27 protein-coding genes, 2 tRNA genes and 1 riboswitch are annotated in these 26,180 nt (G+C 61.5%); of the genes, 7 read left to right on the top strand and 22 right to left on the bottom strand.

Annotated elements, in window-relative coordinates:
- Positions 1-89: 89 nt before the first annotated feature.
- From ACXAHG_RS06350 to ACXAHG_RS06380, 7 genes are all read right to left on the bottom strand, one after another.
- On the bottom strand, positions 90-1,319 hold the full coding sequence (locus ACXAHG_RS06350; protein ID WP_475040006.1) for a CpaE/TadZ family protein: 1,230 nt from the start codon (positions 1,317-1,319) through the stop codon (positions 90-92).
- 23 nt (positions 1,320-1,342) lie between these two features.
- The gene (locus ACXAHG_RS06355; RefSeq protein WP_475040007.1) at positions 1,343-1,987 is read right to left on the bottom strand and encodes a TadE/TadG family type IV pilus assembly protein; all 645 of its coding nucleotides are present in this window, start codon (positions 1,985-1,987) and stop codon (positions 1,343-1,345) included.
- The gene (locus ACXAHG_RS06360; RefSeq protein ID WP_475045178.1) at positions 1,984-2,490 is read right to left on the bottom strand and encodes a TadE/TadG family type IV pilus assembly protein; all 507 of its coding nucleotides are present in this window, start codon (positions 2,488-2,490) and stop codon (positions 1,984-1,986) included. The genes ACXAHG_RS06355 and ACXAHG_RS06360 overlap by 4 nt, the downstream gene beginning before the upstream one ends.
- A gap of 2 nt (positions 2,491-2,492) precedes the next feature.
- Positions 2,493-3,848 carry a TadE/TadG family type IV pilus assembly protein gene (locus ACXAHG_RS06365; protein WP_475056440.1) on the bottom strand — a complete coding sequence of 452 codons (1,356 nt, stop codon included), beginning with the start codon at positions 3,846-3,848 and terminating at the stop codon, positions 2,493-2,495.
- Between the two features lie 132 nt (positions 3,849-3,980).
- Positions 3,981-4,787: a Flp pilus assembly protein CpaB gene (gene cpaB / locus ACXAHG_RS06370; RefSeq protein WP_475040009.1), complete on the bottom strand. Its 807-nt coding sequence runs from the start codon at positions 4,785-4,787 to the stop codon at positions 3,981-3,983.
- A 175-nt stretch (positions 4,788-4,962) separates the two neighbouring features.
- Positions 4,963-5,154 carry a Flp family type IVb pilin gene (locus ACXAHG_RS06375; protein WP_475040010.1) on the bottom strand — a complete coding sequence of 64 codons (192 nt, stop codon included), beginning with the start codon at positions 5,152-5,154 and terminating at the stop codon, positions 4,963-4,965.
- Between the two features lie 280 nt (positions 5,155-5,434).
- Positions 5,435-5,511, bottom strand: a tRNA-Arg gene (locus tag ACXAHG_RS06380).
- 146 nt (positions 5,512-5,657) lie between these two features.
- On the opposite strand from ACXAHG_RS06380, the gene ACXAHG_RS06385 reads away from it, so the two are divergent.
- Complete coding sequence (locus tag ACXAHG_RS06385; protein ID WP_475040011.1) at positions 5,658-6,683, top strand: LacI family DNA-binding transcriptional regulator; 1,026 nt, start codon at positions 5,658-5,660, stop codon at positions 6,681-6,683.
- Positions 6,683-7,888 carry a winged helix-turn-helix domain-containing protein gene (locus ACXAHG_RS06390; RefSeq protein WP_475056441.1) on the top strand — a complete coding sequence of 402 codons (1,206 nt, stop codon included), beginning with the start codon at positions 6,683-6,685 and terminating at the stop codon, positions 7,886-7,888. The genes ACXAHG_RS06385 and ACXAHG_RS06390 overlap by 1 nt, the downstream gene beginning before the upstream one ends.
- Before the next feature lie 6 nt (positions 7,889-7,894).
- Here the strand turns inward: ACXAHG_RS06390 and ACXAHG_RS06395 are convergent, their stop codons facing one another.
- The 6 genes from ACXAHG_RS06395 to ACXAHG_RS06420 form a co-directional block, all read right to left on the bottom strand.
- Positions 7,895-8,323 (bottom strand): acyl-CoA thioesterase, encoded by a 429-nt coding sequence (locus tag ACXAHG_RS06395; protein WP_475040013.1) that lies wholly within the window; start codon positions 8,321-8,323, stop codon positions 7,895-7,897.
- Positions 8,324-8,411: 88 nt separating this feature from the next.
- Entirely contained in the window at positions 8,412-8,588 is a 177-nt protein-coding gene (locus ACXAHG_RS06400; RefSeq protein ID WP_475056443.1) for a hypothetical protein, read from the bottom strand.
- Positions 8,589-8,738: 150 nt separating this feature from the next.
- On the bottom strand, positions 8,739-10,244 hold the full coding sequence (locus tag ACXAHG_RS06405) for a TRAP transporter large permease (RefSeq protein ID WP_475040015.1): 1,506 nt from the start codon (positions 10,242-10,244) through the stop codon (positions 8,739-8,741).
- The gene (locus tag ACXAHG_RS06410; protein ID WP_475040016.1) at positions 10,241-10,822 is read right to left on the bottom strand and encodes a TRAP transporter small permease; all 582 of its coding nucleotides are present in this window, start codon (positions 10,820-10,822) and stop codon (positions 10,241-10,243) included. Before ACXAHG_RS06410 ends, ACXAHG_RS06405 begins: the two co-directional genes overlap by 4 nt.
- 79 nt (positions 10,823-10,901) lie before the next feature.
- Positions 10,902-11,945, bottom strand: coding sequence for a TRAP transporter substrate-binding protein (locus ACXAHG_RS06415; RefSeq protein WP_475056444.1), 1,044 nt, complete (start codon positions 11,943-11,945; stop codon positions 10,902-10,904).
- A 325-nt stretch (positions 11,946-12,270) separates the two neighbouring features.
- Entirely contained in the window at positions 12,271-12,969 is a 699-nt protein-coding gene (locus tag ACXAHG_RS06420) for a fumarylacetoacetate hydrolase family protein (RefSeq protein ID WP_475040018.1), read from the bottom strand.
- 191 nt (positions 12,970-13,160) lie between these two features.
- On the opposite strand from ACXAHG_RS06420, the gene ACXAHG_RS06425 reads away from it, so the two are divergent.
- Positions 13,161-14,180 (top strand): DMT family transporter, encoded by a 1,020-nt coding sequence (locus tag ACXAHG_RS06425; RefSeq protein ID WP_475056445.1) that lies wholly within the window; start codon positions 13,161-13,163, stop codon positions 14,178-14,180.
- A gap of 127 nt (positions 14,181-14,307) precedes the next feature.
- Here ACXAHG_RS06425 and ACXAHG_RS06430 read toward each other — a convergent pair.
- Positions 14,308-14,383, bottom strand: a tRNA-Lys gene (locus ACXAHG_RS06430).
- 187 nt (positions 14,384-14,570) lie between these two features.
- On the opposite strand from ACXAHG_RS06430, the gene dapF reads away from it, so the two are divergent.
- Entirely contained in the window at positions 14,571-15,413 is an 843-nt protein-coding gene (gene dapF, locus ACXAHG_RS06435) for a diaminopimelate epimerase (protein WP_475056446.1), read from the top strand.
- Complete coding sequence (mtaB, locus tag ACXAHG_RS06440; RefSeq protein ID WP_475056448.1) at positions 15,410-16,675, top strand: tRNA (N(6)-L-threonylcarbamoyladenosine(37)-C(2))-methylthiotransferase MtaB; 1,266 nt, start codon at positions 15,410-15,412, stop codon at positions 16,673-16,675. The genes dapF and mtaB overlap by 4 nt, the downstream gene beginning before the upstream one ends.
- Positions 16,676-16,722: 47 nt before the next feature.
- Here mtaB and ACXAHG_RS06445 read toward each other — a convergent pair whose 3' ends face one another.
- From ACXAHG_RS06445 to ACXAHG_RS06465, 5 genes are all read right to left on the bottom strand, one after another.
- The gene (locus tag ACXAHG_RS06445) at positions 16,723-18,201 is read right to left on the bottom strand and encodes a calcium-binding protein (RefSeq protein WP_475056449.1); all 1,479 of its coding nucleotides are present in this window, start codon (positions 18,199-18,201) and stop codon (positions 16,723-16,725) included.
- Between the two features lie 80 nt (positions 18,202-18,281).
- Positions 18,282-19,067, bottom strand: coding sequence for a cytochrome c1 (locus ACXAHG_RS06450; protein WP_475040030.1), 786 nt, complete (start codon positions 19,065-19,067; stop codon positions 18,282-18,284).
- 19 nt (positions 19,068-19,086) lie between these two features.
- On the bottom strand, positions 19,087-20,421 hold the full coding sequence (gene petB, locus ACXAHG_RS06455) for a cytochrome b (protein ID WP_475040031.1): 1,335 nt from the start codon (positions 20,419-20,421) through the stop codon (positions 19,087-19,089).
- Between the two features lie 12 nt (positions 20,422-20,433).
- Entirely contained in the window at positions 20,434-20,994 is a 561-nt protein-coding gene (gene petA / locus ACXAHG_RS06460) for a ubiquinol-cytochrome c reductase iron-sulfur subunit (RefSeq protein WP_475040032.1), read from the bottom strand.
- Positions 20,995-21,206: 212 nt separating this feature from the next.
- Positions 21,207-21,806 (bottom strand): glutathione S-transferase, encoded by a 600-nt coding sequence (locus tag ACXAHG_RS06465; protein ID WP_475056450.1) that lies wholly within the window; start codon positions 21,804-21,806, stop codon positions 21,207-21,209.
- A gap of 111 nt (positions 21,807-21,917) precedes the next feature.
- Between ACXAHG_RS06465 and ACXAHG_RS06470 the strand changes: the two genes are divergently transcribed.
- Positions 21,918-22,214, top strand: a complete 297-nt coding sequence (locus ACXAHG_RS06470; protein WP_475056452.1) for an antibiotic biosynthesis monooxygenase family protein — start codon at positions 21,918-21,920, stop codon at positions 22,212-22,214.
- 51 nt (positions 22,215-22,265) lie between these two features.
- Positions 22,266-22,464: riboswitch (FMN riboswitch) on the top strand.
- Between the two features lie 79 nt (positions 22,465-22,543).
- Complete coding sequence (locus ACXAHG_RS06475; protein ID WP_475056453.1) at positions 22,544-22,981, top strand: 6,7-dimethyl-8-ribityllumazine synthase; 438 nt, start codon at positions 22,544-22,546, stop codon at positions 22,979-22,981.
- Here ACXAHG_RS06475 and ACXAHG_RS06480 read toward each other — a convergent pair.
- From ACXAHG_RS06480 to thiB, 3 genes are read right to left on the bottom strand one after another with little or no spacing between them, the layout of a single operon-like run.
- Positions 22,978-23,670, bottom strand: coding sequence for a thiamine ABC transporter ATP-binding protein (locus tag ACXAHG_RS06480; RefSeq protein WP_475056455.1), 693 nt, complete (start codon positions 23,668-23,670; stop codon positions 22,978-22,980). The two genes, ACXAHG_RS06475 and ACXAHG_RS06480, sit on opposite strands and share 4 nt — an antisense overlap.
- Positions 23,657-25,213 (bottom strand): thiamine/thiamine pyrophosphate ABC transporter permease ThiP, encoded by a 1,557-nt coding sequence (locus tag ACXAHG_RS06485; protein ID WP_475056457.1) that lies wholly within the window; start codon positions 25,211-25,213, stop codon positions 23,657-23,659. Before ACXAHG_RS06485 ends, ACXAHG_RS06480 begins: the two co-directional genes overlap by 14 nt.
- Positions 25,189-26,166 carry a thiamine ABC transporter substrate binding subunit gene (thiB, locus tag ACXAHG_RS06490; protein WP_475056458.1) on the bottom strand — a complete coding sequence of 326 codons (978 nt, stop codon included), beginning with the start codon at positions 26,164-26,166 and terminating at the stop codon, positions 25,189-25,191. Before thiB ends, ACXAHG_RS06485 begins: the two co-directional genes overlap by 25 nt.
- Positions 26,167-26,180: the final 14 nt, after the last annotated feature.

Here is a 26,180-nt window from a genome sequence, read left to right on the forward strand (position 1 = left end):
ATGCCGCCTCCTCCGTCTGGGGCCAAAGGGAAACAACCGTCTCCGCATCGCCGGCGGATTTTGTCCGTTTGCCAAAGTTCCTGAACATCTCAAACCGCCTTTCTATGCGTGGCCTGCTCCGCCGGCGGGCGGGCGTTCCGGGTTTCGATCAACTCCTCGGCCATGCGCCGGATTGCCTTTGTCAAACCCGATCGCTTGGCAGCTGAAGACAATGGCACGCCGCTGTCAGCAGCCGCGCCAGCCGCCGAAGGATCGTTTGGCAGCCAGTACTTGAACGGCCTTTGGAGCAGCTTGGAAGCTTCCTTGTGATGACTGGCAGAAAACAAGGGTTTGCTTTCCCGGCTGATCACAATATCGGCCTGCAAACGCATGCTGGTTTCGCCGTAAAAGTCGAGCAATCGCCGCGCCTGGCATATCGACGGGACAGAACTGCCCGTCACCATGAGCAGCCGTTCGCTGGCTTCCAATACGGGCGTCAGCCATTCCGCCACCGCCCGGGGCAAATCGAGCACAACAAAATCAAACTTATTGCGCAAATGCGCGATCAGGGTCTTAATCTGCTCCGGCTGCAAGGCATGCAAGGGCGCGATTTCTAAGGGTGCGGCCAGCACCCACAAGCCCGGCTGGGCTTCGGTCATGGATTGCTCCAAGAATACTTGGTCCGGGATAAACCCTTCGCTGGCCAGTTCATAAAGGCAGCGGTTCGGTTGCAGATCCAGAAAGCTCCCGATGGTCCCGAACTGAAGGTCAAGATCTACCAAGGCCACTCGGAATTCGGCTTCCTTGACACGCAGCCCGCGTCGGCGGGTCAGGCAATCTGCCAAGTTCACTGCCAGGGTCGTCGCACCCGCCCCGCCGCCAGACTGGCTGACCGGGACCACCATCCCCTCGCGTGAACCACGCTCATTCACCTCGCCATTCACAGGCTTCACCCTATTCAGGCAATTCCGAATGGACTTGGACAGTTCATCCGGCGAGACCGTGTCCGGCAAGACATCATCAACCCCGGCGTCAGCCAGTCTGCGGAGTTCCGAAAAGGGCATGTTCGCGTCTGCCAGCGCCAGGAAGAGTGCCCCGCCGCCTGTGCGGTCCAAAATTCCTCTTACTGCCGCAGCATCTCTTTTGGCACTTTCGCCAACCCGGAAGATCACCAGGTCGTTTTCCTGCGCCAATTCCAGAGCAGTACCGTTGATTTCGCTCAGCTCCGCGATGCACTTCTTTACCCCGGTCCCTGGTCGGAACTGCGCCACGCTTGTGACCAGCGTGCTAAGCGCCGGATCATTCGAGACCACAACGATGGAAGTACCTTCATCCTGCATCGGCAACTCCTTTCTGCTATGCCTCAACCGCTTTGCCCTAGCGCCAGGTCCTCAGCCGGCAAGGAAACACTCATCGGCGGAAACGGCACATCCGCCCCCAGGGATGGATCCGCAGAGGCGCCCGCCAGCGCTGCCAGCCGTCCCAAAGGCGATACAAACTCAAACGACTGGTTCCGCAGCTCAACAGTGACAACAGGCACATAAGGGCCACCCAGAAACCCGAGATTCTGGTCATAACTGTAGCTAAAGGAGAGCGCAGAGATCGTAGCGCCCGGCGGCATAGCCCCGCGCACCAGCTGCCAGATTTCAGTCGCTGTCGAACTGGCGGCCAAGCCAGCGCACGTCACTGTTCCAGCATCATAACAGACGTCAGGTCCAGCCCGGCACGACGTTCCAAAGCTGGGCAGCGTTCCGCTGGCGGCTGGATCGCGCTCATGAATTTCCGGGACTCCGGCACAGGCGGGCGGACGTACCGCTGCCACCCGCGCAGCGACATTCATCGCGCGTTCGGCCACCACATAGTGGAATGCCATTCTGCCAAAGTCGATAATCCCCATGAACAATAGCAGGAACAGCGGCATAGTTACCCCAAGTTCCACCAGAGAGGCACCGCCCTGATCCTGGCGGAACCGGCGCAGTGCCGCATATGCCCTCGTAAAGCTTTTCACGTGCCAAACACCCTGCTTTGATCGGCAACAAAGGTGGTGATGCCAGGCAAGCTGCCACCATTCAGCGCAAAGATGCCTGCAAACGGGAATGTCATTGATAGGCTGGCCCTGACTTCCACGACTGGAGATGGAGAAACCCTGTAACTGCCAGCGTGACAGGTCAGGGCTGGCGTGACAGACGTCACTGCCAAGCCCGGCGGAAACAGCGCAGTTTCTTGAATACTCTGCTGCACGATGCTGGTCAGCTGTGGCGTGTAGCCGGCAACAGACCCGCCAGAGCTGCAAATATCCTGAGGCGCGACCCGCGCCAGATACCGGGCGGCGTCACGCACACCGGAAACCGCGGCCTGATAGGCCCACATCATTCTGCCGCCCTCAATGATAACGGCGAAAATCAGCAGCATCATGGGCAGCATCAGCGCGAACTCCACCAGGACCGCGCCATAATCTTCCCGGCGAAAGACCGCTATTCTGCTTTTGATATGTCCCCGGCTCAGCATCATTTTCACCGGTACAGCTGAACTACATCGCGGAAGACGCCTGCATTTCCGGTACCTCCGGAACCGCCCCCCGCACTGCCGACAACTTCACCCCAGATATCCAGGGTCGGTGGCGACGCGCCGTCGTCACCAACTGGTTCGGTCAGAAACACCTTCACGAATTCCTCGACCGGCACGTCAGTGGCTGAGCCGTTAACGGGATTCGCTGCACAGTCCACGCCCGCAGCAATGACCACGCGCCGGTTCTTGTCCACGCTCTGGCTTGGTGCACAGATTGGCCGCCCAGTTTCGGCCAAGCCACTCAGAATGTCAGCACTGCTGCCCGGACCGCCCGCTGCGTTGATTTCCGCCTGATAATATTCAAACCGGGTTGCTGCGCCGGGATGCGGATCAACCCCGCCGTAGTTAATATCGACATATTCAGTCCGGCCTGCCGTCCATATACCGTCCCCGAAGCGGGAGCATCCGCCGGTGCCAAAGCAGTCATCCCGAGGCAGGCCGACCGTGTCAGGGGAAACCTGCTCTTTCCCTTTGATGCAGCTCCCGCCGCCCTTTGGCACGATCCCCTTGATGACATTGGGCGCCGGCCGGTAATCGGGATCATTCCGCTTGCCGTTCATAATCGCTTTATAAATGTCAAAGCGGACATTGAAGACCGCATCACGGATTCCGACCTTTTGGCCTGGCTCGATATCCACGCCCCGCTGATTAAAGCACTGGGTAATGGTGCCCTCAGCGCCAAGCAGGCAAGCATCCAATTGCGCTCCGTTCAGACCAGCGCACGGGCCCTCGTCATCCACCAGCACCTTGGCCGGATCAAGAAAGCCGAAGTCACCCGGCCCCCAAGCCGCGCCGTTGCCGCCAGAGCGCAACAAGATCATTTCCCCGATACTGGCATCAGCTGAAAACCCTGGCGGGATACAAAACATCAAAGGAGTAATGTCGCAGGCATATTGAGTGAATCCCGCAACCGAGGACGCCCGCGCCTGCTCATTCGGTCGGGTGGTTCCTGCAAGTGCGGCAAAGGCGGCGCCTAACGTGGCACCCACCGTGCTTGGAACGGCCTCAGCGCGCACAAAAACAGCCTCCGCAGGATCCGCGGTGACGGCCGTAAGCGCCGCTGTGTCATCACTTGGCAGCTCGGTAAAAAATGTGAGTACGTAATCGGTATCCCCGCTCAACACGCTGCCTCCTGAGCCGAAGGTCTTCCGGTCGCTGATCAGATTGGCTGCGGCGGCACGGGCGCGGGTAATCGAATCAGAATTTCCGTCCAATTCCCCAGCGGCCGCCAGGGCGACATTATCGGTGAAGGCTTGCAGTTCGCTTCGCGTGATGCCGGTCCGGCCCAGATCGAATGACATTGCGGCGATGCCAAGGAGCACTGCAAAGCTCAGCCCCCAAGTGACAAGCATGGCGCCACTCTCACTGGCGATGAATTCTCGTGTGCGGGATGTCCGGGGCATGGCTGCTCATCTCCCAAAATGCGGCAGGTTTCAGCGGATCTCAGTTTCGGACACTTCGGTGCCACGCCGGATGAGGACGGTTTTTCGCACCGGCTTGTCCGCGCTCAGCGGTGCAGGGTTGCGCAGAACATCGCGCAGGCCAATGGACTCCAGCGGCACGTCCTCATCAGGCGCATCCAGGGTCCGCAGGGTCAGGCTTAGCGTGCCAGCCCGCTGTGCCAATGCCAGCCTCTGGCCCTCCTCCGGTGTAACTTCGACAGTAACGGTGCGGGCCACGCCAGGGGCCTCGGATTCCTCATTGGCATCCTGATCCACACCAATCACTCTCGCGTTTTGCAGGATGGTTACTGTTTTAAGATCCGTTCCCCGGCCTTGCGTCAGCAGAATATCAACGTGATCACCCGGTGTAACAAATCCGCCCACAGCGGTTTCGGCGCTGACCTTGATTGCCATCGCCCTGTGGTTCGGGCTTAGGGCCTGAACAATGGTCACCTTTTCCCCGAACTTGGAAATCTTCGACGCGCGGATCAATTCACCCTGAGCGATGGGGCGGCGTGCCCGGCGTGGCGGCTGGCCTGCATCCGGCAGCAAAGCATCAAATCCGGTGAATGTTCCCGCCGGCTGCGCCTGGGCCGGCCAGGCGATGGTGGTCAGGGACTGGGCCGTGATCACCGTGCCGAAAGCAATATCATGCGAGGCAACAACAACTTCGACAAGTTCCGGCCCGGCGGCCGTGCGGGCCGCATTCTGCCCGTCAATATAGTCCTTGGCGACATAAGCCGAGCCTCCAGCCAGGGCGAGTCCGGAAATCATGCTCAAAAGTGACGGAATATTCATGCCATGTTTCCTTCCATCAGTGATCTGCTGAAGCTTGGTCAGCGGATGGCTGCTTCACCGGTTTGCCTAGCGGCGGGGTCCAGTGTTGTTCTGTGCCTTCGGCCGGGCTGCTGTTCGGCAGCGCAGGGTTTGATACCAGCTGTTGACCCTGCGCGGCCGAGTATCCAATCCCCTATCAGGGGGTACCGGAGTCCGGCATTTCGGCGCCTGCGGCCACCATGCCATCTTCGATTTCATCGCCGAGATCAGTCAGCGCCGCCGTTCCCAATGCAACAGCCAGCGCAATTGCAATGCCGTACTCAACCAGCGTCACTCCACGCTCGTCGCGGCGCAGGCGGGACAGCATTTCTTTCAGATAAACAGTCATTTCAGTCTCCCATCAGATAAATGCCGGCGGGCCGGCAGTTCATGTGCCAGAAACCGCGCTTGGCACTGGCTCCCTTTCAGCCTGGCCCGCATCGGACTGAGCCGCATCATCCGGAGAGATTGAAAAAACACCCTGAAATTGTATTTCTCCCTGCCAAGGTACGAACAGATGAAGTTTCAACAATGGAGAAACTGCATCGTACCCCAGATGGCGGCGTAACAGCCCGCGTTCTGCGTCAAGCCATGCAAGGCGTTGAAAGGAAAATGCTTTCAGGAGCTACTGGCGACCCCGGCAGGATTCGAACCTGCAACCTGCCCCTTAGGAGGGGGCTGCTCTATCCAGTTGAGCCACGGGGCCGTGCGTATTAACGCGATAGCAAATCCCTCCTGCGATCACAATGGGATGGGGGCGGCCAAAAGCCGATTTGCCGCGCGCAGTTTCCATTGTGCAGCAACAGATGTCTGCGCTAACCTGAAGACAGCAGTAACAAGAGGCTCAGGAACGTGACCACGGACAGCAAGCGCCCGCTCACCCTTCGCGACGTATCCGAAGCAACCGGTGTTTCAGAAATGACTGTGAGCCGCGTGCTGCGCAACCGCGGGGACGTTTCCGAGAAGACCCGCACCAAGGTGCTGACCGCGGCCAAGGAACTCGGCTATGTGCCCAACAAGATTGCGGGTGCATTGGCGTCGAACCGGGTGAACCTGGTGGCAGTGATCATCCCGTCCTTGTCGAACATGGTGTTCCCCGAAGTGCTTACCGGCATTAACAAGGTGCTGGAGAACACGGAGCTTCAACCTGTGGTTGGCGTGACCGACTATCAGCCCGAAAAAGAAGAAAAAGTGCTCTACGAGATGCTGTCTTGGCGCCCTTCCGGGGTGATCATCGCGGGCCTGGAACACACTGACGCCGCGCGTGCGATGCTCAGCAGCGCCGGCATCCCGGTGGTTGAGATCATGGACACAGACGGCAAGCCGGTGGATGCGATGGTCGGCATCTCCCACCGCCGTGCGGGCAGGGAGATGGCCAAGGCGATTCTCAAGGCCGGCTACCGGCATATCGGATTCATGGGTACGAAAATGCCGCTCGACCACCGGGCGCGCAAACGGTTTGAAGGCTTCACAGAGGTTCTGGCCAAGGAAGGCGTGGAGATCGAGGACAGGGAGTTCTATTCTGGCGGTTCGGCGCTTGCCAAGGGGCGAGAGATGACCCAAGCCATGCTGGAGCGTTCCCCAGAACTGGATTTTCTTTATTATTCCAATGATATGATTGGCGCGGGCGGCTTGCTGTTTCTGCAGGAGCAGGGCATCAGCGTTCCAGGCCAGATCGGCCTGGCCGGGTTCAACGGTGTTGAATTGCTGCAAGGCCTCCCCCGCAAGCTTGCTACAATGGACGCCTGCCGCCTGGAGATTGGCCGCAAGGCAGCAGAGATCATCGCCGCCCAGCTTGAAGATCCGGAGGCTGACATCGAGAAACATGTCACTCTGACCCCGACCATCGCTTACGGCGACACGCTGAAACGGCGCTGATGGCGCTTCAAAGGCTTGGCAATCAAGATGCGCGCCGGCTTTTCCTGGAACGCCATGCGCTGCTGGAACAGCCCTCGGGGCCAGCCAAGGGCTCCGATCTGCTAGCGCTGATCGAGCGGCTTGGTTTCGTGCAGCTGGACAGCATCAATACTGTGGCGCGGGCCCATGATGTCATCCTCTATTCCCGCCGGCCAGGATACCGCGCCAAGCATCTCAAGCAGCTCTATGAACGCGACAAAAAGCTGTTTGAGCACTGGACCCATGATGCCGCTGTGATCCCCATGGCGTTCTTTCCGCATTGGCATCTTCGGTTTCAGCGCGACGCCGGCCTGCTGCGCAAACGCTGGCGCAATTGGCGCCGGGACGGATTTGAGGCACGGTTCGAAGCCGTGCTGAATTACGTCCGCGACCATGGCCCGGTCAGCTCTTCCGACGTCGGCAAGGATGAGAAGAAAGGATCAGGCGGCTGGTGGGACTGGCACCCCTCCAAGACCGCGCTTGAGTTTCTCTGGCGCTCCGGCGCTTTGACCGTGGTCGGGCGTCAGGGTTTCCAGAAACGCTATGACCTGACAGAGCGGGTAATCGAGGCGCCTCTCTGTCCCGGCACTCTTTCCTGCGATGAAACGGCTACCGTCCGCTGGCTCTGTTCCGCCGCGCTGGACCGGCTGGGATTTGCGACATCCGGTGAAATTGCGGCTTTCTGGGACACGGCTTCTCCGGCCGAAGCCAGGACTTGGTGCGCGGAACAACTGCGCCTGGGTGAATTGGAAGAAATCGAAATCACGCAATCAGACGGAAAGCTGCGCAAAGTGTTTGCCCGCCCAGGCACGGTTGAGGCCGCTGCAGAGCTTGGCCCGGCGCCGGGACGGATGCGGGTGCTCAGCCCCTTTGACCCTGCGCTGCGCGACCGCAATCGGGCGGAACGGCTGTTTGGCTTTCACTACCGGATCGAAGTCTTCACCCCGGCCGCAAAACGGCAGTACGGCTACTACGTCTTTCCCCTGATGGAAGGCACACGGCTGGTGGGCCGCATAGACATGAAAGCGGACCGCGATGCAGATCTGTTGCGCGTGGCCGCCGTTTGGCCGGAGCAGAACGTAAGGTGGTCAGCAGCCCGCACAGCACGGCTTGACGCGGAGCTGCACCGGGTGGCGCGGTTTGCCGGCCTTAGCAGCGTGAGTTTTGCAGACAGCTGGCTGCGCTAGCCGGTTTCAGTCCGGCTGCAGCCGCGCCTCAATCACGTGACGGTAGTCCTGCGGCGCTGATTTGGCCGTAAACGTCTCAGGCGCAATGAATACGCAAACAAACTTTCCCTCGAAACACAGCTTGCCATCCTGCCGTGCGGCCACCCGGAAGGTGACTGACTTGCCGCCCAATGCCGACGGCCAAACCTCGCACATTAACCGGTGACGGGGCGTTACGGGCGACCGAAAATCGATACTCATATGCACAAACGGCGTGCCGGTGCCGCGGTCCAGTTCCATCTGATACCAGCCGTCACCATTCAGGTGATGCTCCCACCAGGCGTCGATTGCCTCCAGCGCAAAGGCCGGCAGCCGCCCGGTATAGGCAATCCGCGCCGGGTCGCAATCGCCCCAGCCCACGCGGATTTCGTGGATGAAACTGTCCTGCACTGCCATTGTTGACCGCTCCGCATGAAACCTGCGCGGGTATCCTACCGGTGCGGGCCGGCGGCATCAAATGGCAATAACGGCCAGAGCCGCAGCGTCAGGTATTGCCGCGCTTTCGGGAGAGGATCAGGTCGGGCAGCACCAGCGCTTCAATCAGCGCATCGCAAAGCCCGACGCAATTTGTGCAGCCGACACAAGGCCCCTGCAACCCGGACACTTCCGTTGCCAGCGCCTGAACTTTCGGCGCAGAGGCTTTGCTGCGGCTGATCTGCATGGCGGGTCTCCCCATTTTCTGCAATTCGGTCGGATTATCGGAACCTCAAATTGTGATTCAGGTCAATCAGAGCCTGTGTCACAAAATATTTCCATTTCCTGCACTGGAAAACATGTGCCCTCCCCGGCATTGCGGGAAGGGCGGTCAGTCTTACTGCGTCAGCATCAGGGGCAGCAGCGTGATGACCGGAAAAGCGACCAAGATTATCACCCGGATGATGTCGGAGGCGACAAAGAACATCACCGCCTTATAGGTATCGATCATCTTGGTCTTGCGGTCCATCGCGTTGATGATGAAGAGGTTCATGCCAACCGGCGGAGTGATCAAGCCGACCTCCACCACGATCAGAACCAGCACGCCGAACCAGATGGCGACATATTCCGCCTCGATCCGGTTCACCCGGCCCTCAGTCACCCGGATGCCCAGTTCCTTCATCTGCTCACGGGTCAGTTCAGCACCGGCGGCTATGGCGTCCTGTATCGAGGCCAGCATTTCGGCCCCCATACCCTCGGGCACGCCTGCCTTCAGCACCTCCATTGCCGCGTCCGCCTGCATTGCGGGCAGCGACAGCAGGCCGAAATCCATCGCCGAAATCACCGGGAAAAAGATCGGGATGGTCAGCAGGATCATCGACAGCGAGTCCATCAGGCATCCGAACACCAGATAGAAGGCGAGGATCAGCGCCAGCACCACCCAGGGGCTGAGACCCTGGCTGACCACAAAATCCGCCAGCTCCTGCGGCACCTTGGTCAGCGCCAAAAAGCCGTTGTAGAAACCCGCACCCAGCACAATGAAGAAGATCATCGCGGTGGAGCGCGCCGTGACCATGAAACTCTCACCCAGGGTTTCGCGGGTGAGCCCGCCGTTCAACCAGGCAATCAGCCCGGTGCCAAAGGCACCCACGGCCGCGCCCTCGGTCGGGGTGAACCAGCCGAGATAGATGCCGCCCACCACCAGGCCAAAGACCAGCAGCACGGGCCAGACATGGAACAGCGCTGCAAAGCGTTCGCGCATCGGAACCGGCGGGCGGGTGCCTGCGCTTTCCGGGAACAGGCGCACATAGATGGAGATCGCAATCACATACCCCAGGGCCGCCAGCAGACCGGGGATGAAGGCCGACAGGAACAGTTTGGCGATGTTCTGCTCGGTCAGGATGGCATAGATCACCAGAACCACAGAGGGCGGGATCAGGATGCCCAGCGTGCCGCCCGCCGCCAGCGTCGCAGTGGAGAAACCACCGGCATAGCCATATTGCTTCAACTCCGGCAGCGCCACGCGGCCCATGGTGGCGGCGGTGGCCAGAGACGAACCGCAGATTGCGCCAAAACCCGCACAGGCGCCGATGGAGGCCATCGCCACGCCGCCCTTCCGGTGCCCCAGGAATCCTTCGGCAGCCTTGAACAGCGCCGTGGACATGCCGCCCAGCGTTGCGAAATGCCCCATCAGCAGGAACATCGGCACAATGGTCAGCGAATAGGAAGAGAAGGTCGTATAGGTCTCGCTTTTCAGCCGCCCGAATGCCACCTGGGTGCCATCCGTGACCCAGATCAGCCCGCCAAGCCCGACCAGGAACATCGAAAGCCCGATCGGCACCCGCAGGAAAATCAGCAGCATCAGGACCGGAAAAGAGGCGATGCCAATTTCAAGAGCCGTCACTGTTCGCCCTCCACGCCGTCCCAGATCAGGATCCGGCCGGTAAAGAATTCAAGGGTGCGCACCGCACCCATGTAGATGCCCACAATGGCTGCCACGACTGCCGCCACCATGCTGATCGCATAGGCCCACCAGATCGGAAATTCGAGCAGGAAGGAGGTCTCGCCATTGGAATATTTGCCGGCAAGCCCTGCCCCCAGCCGCCAGGCAATCAGCACCAGCACAGCGGCAAAGATAAGTTCGGTCACCATCCGCAGGAACCGCTTCACCCCGCGCGGAAAGGCGTTTGCCACCACATCGACCGAAGCATGGCCCGCGGTGATCTGGCACAGCGGCAGGAACGCGAAGATGGCAAAGGCCACGCCCGCCTCGACCAGCTCAAAGTCGCCGTTGACCGGTCCGATCCAGCCCGTCATCCATTTCGAAAACCCAGGTGCAATCCGCTCCATCAGATCGCCATGGAAGACGCCGTTCAGCAGCCGTCCGGCGATCGAGACACATGTCAGAATGATCAGGAGAGTGAGGACCGCACCGCCCAGGTAGGCCATGGCCTTGGCCAGCCGCATCATGAGCTTGTGCATGGTTCTATTGCCTTATTCCGGTATGCAAAGGGCCGCTGCCAATGCCGCGCGGCCCTTCACCAATATCAGTCAATCCGCGTTACTGGTACTGCGGCGTGTATTTCTCGATCAGCCCGCTGGCCTCTTCGATCAGCGCGGCACCGTCGATACCCTTTTCGTTCATATCGGCGATCCACTTGTCATAGATCGGCTGCGAACGCTCACGCCAGATGGCGGTCTGTTCTTCGTCCAAGGTGATGACAGTGTTGCCCAGATCCAGCGCCATTTCGCGCGAAGGGCCGTCGGAATCTGCCTGGGTGCCGCCGGCAAAGACCGAGAATTCCAGCCCGGAGTTGTCATCGATGGCCTTTTTCAGATCGTCGGGCAGGCTTTCATATTTCTCTTTGTTCATCGCCAGAACGAAGGTCAGCGTATAAAGCGCCTTTCCGGTGAATTCGGTGTGGTTTTCCACCAGTTCCGGGACCTTCAGCGCTGCGGTCACTTCCCACGGGATGGTGGTGCCGTCGATCACGCCTTTGGACAAGCCTTCCGGGATTGCCGGAACCGGCATGCCAACCGGGGTTGCGCCCAGCTCGGTCAGCAACGCATTGACCGAACGGCCGCCGCCGCGAATCTTCATGCCTTCCAGATCTTCAGGCGTTTCCACCGGATCTGATGTGTGGATCATGCCCGGCCCGTGCACCCAGGTGCCCAGGATATGCACGTCCTTGAACTCGGTGTCCTTCATGTGCTTGTCGAACATTTCCCAATAGGCATGCGACACCGCGCGTGCATTGGTCATCATGAAGGGCAGTTCGAACACTTCGGTCGAGGGGTAGCGGCCGGGCGTGTAGCCGACCACGGTCCAGACGATGTCCGCCACGCCGTCGATGGCCTGGTCCATCAGCTCCGGCGGCTTGCCGCCCAGCTGCATCGACGGGAACCTGTCGATCTTGATGCGCCCGCCCGAGGACTCCTCGACGTTATCCGCCCAGACATCCAGGATCAGTTTCGGCACGTTTGCCTGCGCCGGCAGGAATTGGTGCAATTTCAGGGTCACGTCCTGGGCAAATGCCGGTGCCGCGCACATCGCTGCGACGGCTGCCGCGCCAACCGCGCCCAGTAGCTTTCTCCGAGTGGTCATGTCGTCCTCCCTTTGACCTATTCACTTGCCGGGCACCCGCTTCGCGCAACATTGCTGCGTCACCCGGCCAAAATCTTCCCGTTTCCGCCGTCAGAGCCCCGCCTCAGGTTCATTTAACGAACCGCTTGCATCCCTGCTATTAGGTGCGTTTGTAACTATCAACAGCAGATTATGCATTTTTCACTCATGAAATACGCCTGCAAATGAGGTCTGCAGACAAATTCACAAGATTATATGTTACGAAGCTCCCCGCATTTACACCCAAATTGATACATATCGAATCGGCCATATGGCAACAACAATCGTGACGGCCGCCCGCCTTGCGTCATTCCGCAGCAGTCAGGGACAGCCCGACCGGTTCCAGCCCGTCAATGCCGCCGCGCATGCGGTTGCCGCCTTGCACCGGCCCCACCCCGGCCGGTGTTCCGGTCAGAATCACATCCCCAGGCCGCAGGTGGTAATAGCCGGACAGGTGGCAAATGATTTCCTCCACAGACCAAATCATCTCGTCCAGCGAGGCATCCTGGCGGATCTCCCCGTTCACCTCCAGCCAGATCCGCTGCCCCGCAGGGCTGCCCCAGTCCGCGGCCCGGGTCAACGGTGCCAGCACCGTGCCATTCTCCAGATCCTTGCCCAGATCCCAGGGCCGCTGCTTCTGCCGCTCGCGGATCTGCAAATCGCGCCGCGTCATGTCCAGCGCGCAGCAATAGCCAAAGACAGAAGCCTGCGCCGCCTCGGGCGAAGCCCGGAAGACCGGCGCGCCAATGGCCACCGCCAGCTCCATCTCGTAATGGAAGTTCTCGGTCCCCGGCGGATAGGGCACAACTGTGTCTGTCAGAACCGCGTTGACCGCTGCCTTGGTGAAATAGAACGGCGCCTCCCGGTCCACTTCATTGCCCATCTCGGCGGCATGGGCTGCATAGTTGCGCCCGACACAGAAAACCCGTCCCACAGGATAGCCCGCAGTTTCCCCCTGCACCGGAATCACCGGCGCCTGCGGCAATGCAAACAGAGCCTCACCCATCTGAATATCTCCTTTCGCCTGGCTTTCCCCCAACTCAGACCTGCAAAGCCAGCCCCTGTAAACCCCGCTTCAGTTCGGTAACGGTTTGAATTTTCACACCCATGCGCTTGCCAGCGACGCTCTTGTCGCAGTTCCGCCAGAAGCCGCCGCCTTCTCAGGCAGCCTGTTCCTCCAACACGAGGAGTCGCGCGATGGCTGTCACAGAAGCAAACACACCGGAATTTGCCCCGCAGGCACCCCAGGTGCAGGACGCCCCCGATTCCCGGCCCGTGGCCGGGATTTTGTTCCTGCTTCTGGCCACCACTCTGTTTCCGATTCAGGACGTGATCATCAAAAGCCTCAGCGGCGGCTATGCGGTGCATCAGATCGTGTTCTGGCGCGGCGTATTTGCGCTGCCAATCGTGGCTGCCATTGCCTGGCTCGACGGCACCCTCTGGCCGCTGCGGCTAGGCTCGATCCCGCTGCAGCTCCTGCGGGCTGCTGCCGGCTTCAGCTCCTACCTAGTCTACTATATGGCGCTGGCCGCCATCGGCCTGGCCGAGACCGCCGCCATCACCTTTTCCACCCCGATCTTCGTCACCATGCTGGCCACCGTCTTCCTTGGTGAAAAGATCGGCCTGTTCCGCTGGTTCGCCGTTTTCATCGGTCTTGGCGGCGTGCTGGTGATCGTGCAGCCCGGCGCCGGTGTTTTCGAACCCGCAGCCGTCCTGGCCCTGCTCGCTGCCATTGCCTATGCGGTCTCGATCATCACCACCCGCAAGCTGGGAAAACGCACCAACGGCGGCTCAATGACCCTGTCCACGCTGGTGTTCTTTATCACCGCAGGTGCGCTCCTCGGCCTGATCTTCTCAAACCTGCAGACCGAATCGCCGCACCCCAGCCTGGCCTTCCTCTACCGCGAATGGGCCGCCCCCAGCCAGCGCGACTGGCTGTTGCTGCTGGCCCTTGGCGGCATCTCCGGTGTCGGTTTCTTTGCTCTGTCGCAGGCCTACCGCCTCGCCGAGGCTTCGGTCGTCACCCCTTTTGAATACACTTACCTGCCTTGGTCTGTGTTCTGGGGGTGGATGATCTTCGGCAGCCTGCCCGGCCTTGCGACCTGGACTGGGCTATCAATGATCGTCGGTGCCGGCCTGCTGATTGTCTTCCGCGAAGCCGTCAAGGGCCGCCGGCTGGTCCGCCGGAAGGGGCTTGGCATTCTGCGCCAGCGCTGACTAAAGCCTGGCCGGAGCAACGTCCTGCAAGCCATCATGTCAGGGAGATCATCAGAAATGGAACTAGCCACGATCTCTGATGCAAATCAGCAGTTTGAGCTAGTTTCAGTGGATATTTTGGAGGAAGTGGTGAGCCGTGCAGGATTCGAACCTGCGACCCACTGATTAAAAGTCAGTTGCTCTACCAACTGAGCTAACGGCCCACTTCTTCGTCGCGGTCTAAGTGTTTTTCCCAGAAGGTTCAAGCACTTATTTCGCTTTGGTCCGGCGTGGCGGTGTGTGTCACGCTGTCCCGATAGGCGGCGTATCTAGGGGGAGTAGCGCAGGGGGTCAACCCCTTTTTTCAACTTTTCTCGCCGAAGGCTGGATTCATCTCCGCGCCGGGTCTATATGCCCGCCATGAGCACCTCCGCAGACATAAAAATTCCCTTCATGAAGATGCACGGGCTGGGCAACGACTTCGTCGTTGTCGACGCGCGCGCACAGGACATTGCCATCACCCCGGCAATGGCCAAGGGAATCGCGCACCGCCAGTTCGGCGTCGGCTTTGACCAGCTGACTGTGATCTCAAACGGCCCGGGCGACGCGCATCTGACCTTCTACAATGCCGACGGCTCCACCTCTGGCGCCTGCGGCAACGCCACCCGCTGCATTGCCCGCCACCTGATCTTGGAAAGCGGCAAGGCGGATCTGCATCTGACCACGGACCGTGGCGATCTCTATGCCCGCGACGCTGGCAATGGGCTCACGTCGGTCAATATGGGCGCACCGCAGCTGGACTGGCAGGACATCCCGCTGGCCGAAGAAATGGACACGCTGGAACTGCCGATCGAAGGCGGCCCCACCGCCACCGGCATGGGCAACCCCCACTGCACTTTCTTTGTCGAGGACGCTGAAGTTATTCCGCTGGCGGAGTTCGGCCCCCGCTACGAGCACCATCCGCTCTACCCTCAGCGCACCAATGTGCAGGTCGCCCAGGTGACCGGCCCCGACCGCATCCGCATGCGCGTGTGGGAGCGCGGTGTGGGCGTCACGCTGGCTTCCGGCTCCTCCTCCTGCGCAACAGCCGTTGCCGCGGCACGGCGCGGGCTGACAAGCCGCAAGGTGCAGGTTGATCTGGACGGCGGCACCCTTTGGATCGACTGGGCAGAGGATGGCGTCTGGATGACCGGCCCGACCATGCATGTTTTCGACGGCATCTTTACCCGCGAATTCCTGGAGTCGCTGGAATGAACGCACCCAAATTCACCACCCTTGGCTGCCGCCTCAACGCCTATGAAACCGAGGCGATGAAGGAGCTGAGCCAGCAGGCAGGCCTGGAGAACGCCGTGGTGGTCAACACCTGTGCGGTAACGGCGGAGGCCGTGCGCAAGGCGCGCCAGGAGATCCGCAAGCTGCGCCGCGAAAACCCGGAGGCGCCGATCATCGTCACCGGCTGCGCGGCCCAGACCGAGCCGGAGACCTTTGCCGCAATGGAAGAGGTCACCCGCGTCATCGGCAACACCGAGAAGATGCAGCCCGAGACCTGGCAGGACATCGCCAAGGGCCCGGATTTCATCGGCACCACAGAAAAGGTCCAGGTCGACGACATCATGTCGGTGACAGAGACCGCAGGCCACCTGATCGACGGCTTCGGCACCCGCAGCCGCGCCTATGTTCAGGTGCAGAACGGCTGCGACCACCGCTGCACCTTCTGCATCATCCCTTATGGCCGCGGCAACTCCCGCTCCGTCCCCGCGGGCGTGGTGATCGACCAGATCAAGCGGCTGGTGGACAGGGGCTACAACGAGGTGGTTCTGACCGGCGTGGACCTCACCTCCTGGGGCGCTGATCTGCCCGCACAGCCCCGCCTGGGAGACCTGGTGATGCGGATCCTGAGGCTGGTGCCGGACCTCCCGCGGCTGCGCATCTCCTCCATCGATTCGATCGAGGCGGACGAGAACCTGATGCAGGCCATCGCCACCGAACCGCGGCTGATGCCGCATCTGCACCTGTCGCTGCAGCACGGCGACGACCTGATCCTGAAACGCATGGCCCGCCGCCACCTGCGCGACGACGCCATTGCCTTCTGCGAGGAAGCCCGCCGCTTGCGCCCGGAGATGACTTTCGGCGCCGACATCATCGCGGGCTTCCCGACCGAATCCGACGCCCATTTCGAGAACTCGCTGAAACTGGTCACCGACTGCGATCTGACCTGGCTGCACGTCTTCCCCTATTCCAAGCGCGAGGGCACCCCGGCGGCGAAGATCCCGAACCAGGTGAACGGCAGCGTGATCAAGGAACGCGCAGCCCGCCTGCGCGCGGCTGGTGACGCTCAGGTGGAGCGCCACCTGGCGGCGCAGGTGGGCCAGACCCACCGCATCCTGATGGAAAACCCGCATATGGGCCGAACCGAACAGTTCACCGAGGTGGCCTTTGCCACCGCGCAGGAAGAAGGCAGCATCGTCACGGCGGCGATTGCAGGAGCAACCAGCACCCGCCTCACAGCCGCCTGATCTAAAACTGGCCGTCTGCCGGCTCCGGATCAGCTGGTCCGGCTCGACTACAGCAGGAAGTTGTCCTCCGTCAGGCCGGTTGTTTCCAGCAGGACGATCTTCAGATCAGCCTTGCCATCACCGTCTGCATCGGCGCGGATCACTGTATTGCCATCTTTGCGGAACACCCGCAGCTCCGCGTCTCCGGACGCCGTAAACCTGCCGGAGCCGAGGTAAGTGAAGCTGTCCGCCTCCAAAACGTTTTGAAAGTCGAGAAGATCGTTGTCTGTGTCGAATCTTTTGACCCGGTCGTGACCGCCCCCAACAGGAGATTCTCCAACCGACGTCCAGACAAAAGTATCAATGCCGCCACCGCCTTCCAGCGTGTCAGCCCCCACTCCACCGTGCAGCCAATTGTCACCTCCTGACCAATAGCCAGACAAACTGTCATTGCCCTTGCCCCCGATGAGGGTATTGCTGCCAGTCCCGCTGGACAGAATGTCATCACCAGCCCCCCCGGAGATAAAGTCATCCCCCGAACCGCCCCATAGGGTGTCATCTCCGTTCCGGCCCCTGAGCCGGTCATCGCCAGTTCCGCCGCCAAGATAGTCATCAGCATCGCCACCGATCAGGGTGTCGTTGTCTGCCCCTCCGGACACTGATGCCGCAGATCCGTTTCCGATAGTCCGGTACAAATCGAAGCCGGCTCCAAGATCAACAGCGCCTTCAATGCGGCCAGCGTTTACAAAAACATCCCCGGTATCGCCGCCACGTGTTTCCTCATAGACCGCGCTGCCCTGGATATTTCCAGTGATCAAGCCATGATTGGTCAGTTCCAGTTCCCTATGCGTGTAGCGCCCAAGTGCGGAGATAGCGAAACCGGAACTGTCTGCAGAGATTGTCCCGTAATTTACAATTTGCGCACGAGCACCCACTTCGATTGCAGTATCGCCTGCAATATCTCCGTAGTTGACGATTTTGACGAAACTGCGCCCATGTGATTTGACACCAAATGCATCACCTGTGATGTCACCGGTATTTATGATCGTCGCCGTCCCTGAAACCGATACCGCGGTCCGGCCGGAAATACTGCCACTGTTGGTGATGTCGGCGGACCCTGGGCGGCCTACCCTGACGCCAAACTGGACGCCGTCCAAATTGCCGCTGTTGGAAATATCAGCGCGCGCGGACACGCTGTCAGAAAAGCTCGAAACATTAACGGCCGCAGCCACCCCGAAAATATCGCCCCGGTTGACCAGATCAACACCCGTGCTTGCAACCCGGACCCCGTCCCGGTCCGCAACAATGCTGCCGCCCTTAGCGTTCAGTACATAGGCATCCGCGGCCCGCACCATAACACCTGAGCCGGCCCCGGCTTCGATCCGGCCCTCACTCCGGATGACCGCCCCATCCGCTTCGGGCGTGACGGCCACGGCGGGCCCGTCAGCAGCCCCTGCTGTGAGGCGGACATGCCCGCCGATAAAGACAGCGCCGGGCTGCGAAACAAAAAATTTGCTATCTGCGGACGCAGGAAAAACAGAAGCCATCTTAACAATCCCACAAAAAAAGACCCCTGCACCTTAGCGCAGGGGTTTCCTAAAATAAGTCTGAAAAACCAGACCTCTTGTCAGTGCTTGCCCTTGTGCGGCGCCCACAGTTTCTTGTTGGTCAGGTACAGCATCACCGACAGCAGGGTCAGGAACAGCACGCCGACAAAACCGGCCTGCTTGCGCGCCATCATCTTGGGCTCAGCCGTCCACATCAGGAAGGCTGCGACGTCCTGCGACATGGCTTCCACGTCGTTTGCGTGACCGTCGGCATATTCCACCTGCTCATCCGACAGCGGCGGCGCCATCGAAATCCAGCCGCCCGGGAAGGCGGTGTTTTCATAGAAGGTGGTGCCTGCCTCTTCCTTGGTCTCACCGGTGTAGCCGGCCAGCAGCGAAGCGATGTACTCAGCACCGCCCATGCCTTTGAACAGCTGGTTCAGACCCAGGCCGTAGGGGCCGTGGAAACCCGCACGCGCCTTGGCCATCATGCTGAGGTCAGGGGCGCCTGCGTTGTTGTTCTCCGGGAAGAAGTCGACCGGCTTGGCCGGGCGGTCCTCATCCAGTTCCGGATCGTAGACGCTGAAGTTGTCAGCTGCATAGGCACGCACCTGATCCTCCGGCATCTGCGGGCCGCCCTCGTCGGACAGGGTGCGGATCGGCACCAGCTTCAGCCCGTGGCAGGCTGCGCAGACTTCGGTGTAGATCTGCAGGCCGCGCTGCAGCTGGTTGCGGTCGTAGGTGCCAAAGGGACCCTCAAACGAGAAGTCGTAATCTTCGACATGGCCTGCCCCGCCTGCTGCGAAGGACGCAGCAGGGATCAGGGCCAGAGCGAAGGCGGCACCGGTTGCCAGTTTCTTGAACATTGCTAGGTGTTCCTTCTTCTTACTCGGCAGGAGTGGCGTCTGCAGAAGACTTCTTGCCATAGTGGGCGTCGAAATCCTCTTCGATGGTGGCAGGCTGTGCCAGCGGCTTCTCGATCACGCCCAGCAGCGGCAGGATCACGAAGAAGTAGCCGAACCAGTAGGCCGATGCGATCAGCGAGAAGGATGCATAGGGCTCTTCCGCCGGCATCGCGCCCAGCCACATCAGGGCAAAGAAGTCGACAACCAGCAGCGCGAACCACCATTTGAACATCGGGCGGTAACGGCCCGAACGCACGTTGGAGGTGTCCAGCCAGGGCGCCAGCGCCATGGCCAGGATCGCGCCGAACATGGCGATCACGCCGAAGAACTTCGCGTCGATAATGCCGCCGGTCACGAAGGAGGCAAACTGCACCACCCAGACCTCGGAGGTGAAGGCACGCAGGATCGCGTAGAACGGCAAGAAGTACCATTCCGGAACGATGTGCGCCGGGGTCACCAGCGGGTTGGCTTCGATGTAGTTGTCCGGGTGGCCAAGGTAGTTCGGCATGAAGCCGACGATGGCCCAGAAGATCACCAGCACAACGGCCAGGCCCAGGAAGTCCTTGATCACGAAATACGGCCAGAACGGCAGGGTGTCTTTCTCGGCTTCCGCTTTCGAACCTTTACGGACATCAACACCGGTGGGGTTGTTGTTGCCGGTGGTGTGGAAGGCCCAGATATGCACGATCACCAGCGCTGCGATCACGAAGGGCAGCAGGTAGTGCAGCGAGAAGAAGCGGTTCAGGGTGGCATTGTCCACCGCCGGTCCGCCCAGCAGCCATGTCTGGATTGCTTCGCCGATGAACGGGATCGCGCCGAACAGGCCGGTGATGACGGTGGCACCCCAGAAGGACATCTGGCCCCAGGGCAGCACGTAGCCCATGAAGGCGGTGCCCATCATCATCAGGTAGATCAGCATGCCGACAATCCATGTGATCTCGCGGGGCGCCTTGTAGGAGCCATAATACAGGCCGCGGAAGATGTGGATGTAGACGGCAACAAAGAACAGCGAGGCGCCGTTCATATGCAGATACCGCAGCATATGGCCGCCGTTCACGTCGCGCATGATATGCTCGACAGAGGCGAACGCCAGATCAACATGCGGGGTGTAGTGCATCACCAGGACGATGCCGGTGACGATTTGCAGCGCCAGGCAGAACGCCAGGACGATGCCCCAGATCCACCACCAGTTCAGGTTCTTGGGGGTGGGGATCATGATGGTGTCATAGATCAGGCCGACGATGGGCAGGCGGCTGTGCAGCCACTTTTCTGCGCCTGTCTTCGGCTCGTAATGGTCGTGCGGAATACCGGACATGAGCGCGTTTCCTTATCCCAGCTTGATAGTGTTGGCGTCGGTGAACTCAGCCACCGGCACGTGCAGGTTCTCAGGCGCCGGGCCTTTGCGGATGCGGCCTGCGGTGTCGTAGTGCGAACCGTGGCAGGGGCAGAACCAGCCGTTGAACTCGCCTGCACCGTCGCCCAGCGGCACACAGCCCAGGTGGGTGCAGACACCCATCATCACCAGCCATTCGCCGGCTTCGTCCATGGTGCGGTTGACGTCAGCCGCATCGGTGCCCGGCTTGTTCGGGTTTTCCGACCGCGGGTCGATCAGTTCGGACAGCTCCACGGCACGGGCGGCCTCGATCTCTTCCGGGGTGCGGCGGCGGATGAACACCGGCTTACCCAGGAACATGACCGAGATCTGCGTGCCAACTTCCACGCCGCTGACATCGACCAGGATCGAGGACAGCGCTTTCACGTCGGCGGAGGGGTTCATCTGGTTGACCAGGGGCCATACGGCGGCACCCGCAGTCACTGCCCCGGCGCCGGCAGTGGCGTAGTAGAGGAAATCTCTCCGGGTTCCTTCGTGGTCTTCTGCGTGGGACACGAGGTTTTCTCCAATTCCAGCGCCCGTTTAGGGCAAACATGCGCATGCACCGCGATTGCTCGCAGTGACTCAGGCGCGTGTCTAGCGGGGAGAGAGCCGTTCGTCCAGCGGTCATGGGCGCGCAGAAAGCCGCAGACGGCAATTCTGTCACGCCTGTGTGACAGTGCCGCACCCATATCGGCGCGGCACCGGCCTGTTTCAAGGGGCAGGCGTCAAGCCGCGGGCGGTTTTGACGCCTGCATCGACGGGCGCGATTCGAAATCCGCGAACCAATCTGCCAGCGCCTCATTGCCATGGCGCCAGTTGGTGTCCGGGTGGCGGAAGTCCACATAGGCCAGTGCGCAGGCCACGGCGATCTGCCCGGTGTCCAGCGGCCCCTGCAGGTGGCTCATCCAGCGGGCATTCAGCGCAGCGCAGCCGCCCAGCACCTTGCCCTGCTGTGCCTCCAGCCAGCTATCCCACTGTTTTTCCTCTGGGCGCAGCCGTCTTTCATAAGACATCAGCACCGCCGCATCCATGATCCCGTCGGCGGTGGCTTCCAGCACCTTGCTGTCCCAGCCGCCCGACAGCCTGCCGCCCGCGCGCTCATCCAAGTACGCGCAGATCACCCGGCTGTCATACAGCGCCGGGCCGTCATTGCGCTCCAGCGCCGGGATCTTGGCCAGCGGGTTGCTGGCCTTCACATCCGCAGCAGGTTTCAGGGGGGTGGTGGTGACGTCCAGTATTTCAACATCCTCCAGCTGCCCGGTTTCATGCAGCAGCACCACAACCTTGCGGGCAAAGGGGGATGCTTGGGAAAAAGTGAGCTTCATGGGAAATCCTCCGCTGTTTGGCTGCAGCCTAATGCAAGCGGGACTGAGGGGAAGGGGCAATTGCCGCACTGTGTTAAACTGGAACTCTGTAACAAGTGACAGGAGCCCAAAATGATCATGCGGATATTCCAGGTTACCGTCCGGCCCGGCAAGGAGGCTGAATTCAGCAGGTTCTTTCACGAAACCGCAATCCCGCTGATGAAGGGCACCGATGGCATCGTCTCAGTGCTGCCGGGCGCACCGCGCTCTGAAACCCCGCGGGAGTTCAGCTTTGTCATGGTGTGGAAGGATCTGGCCTCGCTCAAGGCATTTGTGGGTGAGGATTACACCAGCCCGCACATCGACCCGGCCGAGGCCAAACTGGTCGAGTCGCGCACCATCAGGCATTACGATCTTGTGGAAACCTGACGCGGCCGCGTTTTTCCTGCTTGCAGGAATCTCCGCTGCTTGCCAATGTCGCGCCGTTCTCAGGGCGGGGCGGAATTCCCCACCGGCGGTAAGCGGGCACGTCCCGTAAGCCCGCGAGCGGCGTCTGTGTCTACAATCCGAAAAGTGGAAACCGGTTTTCGGATAAATTGTGGAACAAAGCACAGATGTGTCAGCAGATCTGGTGCGACTCCAGAGCCGACGGTCACAGTCCGGATGGAAGAGAACGTGCAGAAGGGCGGCGTCAGGCGCGCGCCCGTCTGCTCGTGATCGCCTTGGGTGACGTGTCAGAACCACAAGGAGATTACGAAATGACACACACCCGCTATGCCTTCATCAAGGCGCAATGGCATGCCGATATTGTCGACCGGGCGCTGGAGGGTTTCCTGCAGCTGATCCCGGCAGAGCAGGTCGACGTGTTCGACGTGCCCGGCGCCTTTGAAATGCCCCTGCTGGCGCAGGAGCTGGCCAAAACCGGAAAATACGCCGCCGTGGCCTGCGCAGCGCTGGTCGTCGACGGCGGTATCTACCGGCATGATTTTGTCGCCCAGGCGGTGGTCGACGGGCTGATGCGCGCCGGCATGGACACCGGGGTGCCGGTGCTGTCGGTCTCACTGACCCCGCACCACTTCCAGGAAACCGAACATCACATGGCAATTTACCGCGCGCACTTTGTGCAAAAAGGCAACGAAGCCGCCAGCGCAGCCCTGATGATTACAAAAACGCGGGAAACGGCACTGGCCGCTTAACCTAAATACGCCTTCAAGGCAGGCGGCGGGTTGTCCAGCAGCTCCGCCGTCTGTTGCGGCTCATGCGCCCTTCCCTCCGCCACCAGCACCACCTGATCCGCAATCCGGCGGGCGTCGTTCGGGTCATGGCTGACCATCAGCACCGTGGCGCCGCTTTCGCGCGCCAGCTCTGCCACCAGATCCAGCATTTCAGCCTTCAGCGCCGGGCCCAGCGCGGCAAAGGGCTCATCCAGCAGCAGAATGTCGCGCCCCTGCACCAGCACCCGCGCCAGCGCCACCCGGCTTTGCTGCCCGCCCGACAGCGCCGCAGGCTTGCGGGTGCCCATGCCGTCAAGCCCGACACGGGCCAGCGCGGCCTCTACCCGGCCCCACTCCGCCGCGTTCAGCCGCAGGTTCGCATGCAGCCCCAGGCCCACATTCTGCGCCACGGTCAGATGCGGGAACAGGTTGCCGTCCTGAAACAGCATCGCCACCGGCCGCTTGCCCGGCGCCTGGCGGGTCAGGTCCGTGCCATTCCACAAAATGCGCCCGCGGGTGACGGGGAGGAAACCGGCAATCGCCTCCACCAGCGTCGATTTCCCGGCACCGGAGGGTCCGATCACAGCCACGCAAGCGCCGCGCGCGATCGCCAGATCCGCTTCCACCGCGTAATCGCCATTCATGATCCGGCAGGTCTCAAGCCTCAGCATGCCAGCGCCCTCCGCGGTCCAAAATCCAGAACGCCCCCATCGACAGCAGCAGCAGCAGCAGTGCTGCCCCTGCCGCCGCCTCCATCCGGTAGGCCCCCATCAGCCGGTAGATTTGTAAGGGCAGCGTTGCGAACTCCGGATCAGCAAACAGCGCCACCACACCCAGATCCCCCATCGACAGGGCGGCGGCCAGTCCTGCGGCAAACCCGGTCTGCGCCCGCATTCGCGGCAGGTAGACCCGGCGCACAAACGCCCAGCCCTGCATGTCCAGCGACAGCGACAAGCGGCCATAGCGCCCCAGCACCTCCCGTGCACGCGGCACCAGAATGCGCATGGCAAAGGGCAGCGCCATCACCGCATTGACCAGCGCTGTCACCGGCAGCGCCAGCGCAAAAGGGTCCGCAATGGGGTAGACCAGGATGAACAGCCCGGTGCCGATCACCAGCGGCGAGGCCGCAAGCCCCAGGATACCCGACAGCTCGCTCATGCCGCTACGCCCGGCAGCAGCCGCAGCGGCCATCGGCAGGGCCAGCATCAGCAGAATCACGGTGCTGAGCGCGGCAACCAGAATGGAGTTGCCCGCCGCCTGCCAAACACCGCTGTTCAAATCTGTCAGCCCCTGCATCCCCGCCAGCACAATCGCCGCCAGCGGCAGCAGCAAAAACGCGGCAGACAGGGCAATCCAAAACCCATCCAGGCAGCGCGCAAATCCGCCCTGCCCGTCCCAGCGCCGCACCGCCCGGTCCAGGCCCGCGCCAAAGCCCTCACCCGCCGACACCCGCAGCGCCACCATCGCGGCGGCACCGGTCAGCAGCAGCTGCATACCCGACAGCAGCGCCGCGCGGCCCAGGTCAAAGTCAAAACGAAAGGCCTGATAGATGGCGAGTTCAATGGTCGTCGCCTTCGGCCCGCCGCCCAGGGTCAGCGCCACCGCAAAGCTCGACAGGCAAATGGCAAAGACAACCGCCAGCGCCCCCGGTGCCACCCGCCGCAGCATCGGCCCTTCCAGCAGCCGCCACATCGCCAGCGGCCCGGCATCCAGCTGCGCCGCCAGCCGGAAGCGTTCGGCGGGGATCTCCTGCCAGCCCTGCAGGATCAGCCGCGTCGCCAGCGGCAGATTGAAGAACACATGCGCCAGCACCACTCCGTGCAGCCCGTAGATCTGAACAGGCTCTAACCCTAGGGAAATCAGCACCTGGCTCAGCCAGCCCGCCCGGCCAAAGACCGCCAGCAGGCCCAGGATGGCCACAATAACAGGCAGAATGAAGGGCGCGCCCAACAACGCAATCAGCAGGCTCCGCCCCGGAAACCGCCGCCGCGCCAGCGCGCGGGCGACGGGAATGGCGAGGCCAACACTCAATAGCGCCGACAGGCTCGCCTGGGTCAGGGTGAACCGCAGCGCGGCCCAGTCGCTGGCGCCAAACCCGGTGCCGGCCTCAGCCCTGAGCGCAACAGCCCCCAGCGTCCCCAATATCAGCGCAGCCACCAAAAGGGCAGCGCTAATACCGGGAAAGGCGCTTACTGGCTGAGCGCGTCCAGCCATTCGCCCAGCGCCGCATCGCGCACCTCTGCCGCTTCAGCTTCACTCAGCAGCAGCGATTTTTCAGGCGCGATCAGGGTGCCGAATCCTTCCGGCAGGCCTGCCGCCGGGGTCACCGCCGGGTACATCCAGTTGGTGGTCGGGATGATCGACTGGAACGCGTCCGACACCATGAAGGCCAGGAACTGATCCGCCAGCTCCGGCTGATCGCTGTTCGCCAGCTTGCCGGCCACTTCCACCTGCATGTAATGCCCCTCGTCAAAGGCCGCCGCCGCCTTGGAGCCGTCTTCCTCGGCAATCAGGTGATAAGCGGGCGATGTGGTGTAGGAGAGCACCATGTCGGCCTCGCCTTCCAGGAACATGCCATAAGCCTCGGACCAGCCCTTGGTCACGGTCACGACGTTGTCAGAGAGCCCCTTCCAAATCTCCGGCGCCTCGTCGCCATAGGCGGCCTTGACCCACAGCAGCAGGCCCAGGCCGGGGGTCGAGGAGCGCGGATCCTGAATGACGATCTTGGTGTCGCTGGCGGCCAGCGCCTTGAAGTCCGCGGGCGCTGCGGCATCAGCGTTGTGCACAAAGGCGAAGTAGCCCCAGTCATAAGGCACAAAGGTCGCGTCGTTCCACTCCACCGGCAGCGCAAACTCGGCGCTGACCGAATGCTCTGCAAACAACCCGGTTTCTTTGGCCGCCGCGGTCAGGTTGGTATCCAGCCCCAGCACCACGTCCGCGTCCGACCGCGCGCCCTCCAGCTTGACCCGCGCCAAAAGCGCAGCACCGTCGCCCGCTCCAACCAGTTTCAGGTCGCAGCCGCACACTTCCTCAAACGCTTTCTCCACCGCAGGCCCCGGCCCCCAGTCGGAAACAAAGCTGTCATAGGTATAAACGACCAGTTCGGGCGTCTCGGCAAAGGCTGCCGAGGCGCCGAGCAGTCCCGCTGCAAATGCAAGATGTTTCATGCCATCCTCCTTTG

This window comes from Leisingera sp. ABD4_442 (assembly GCF_056160905.1).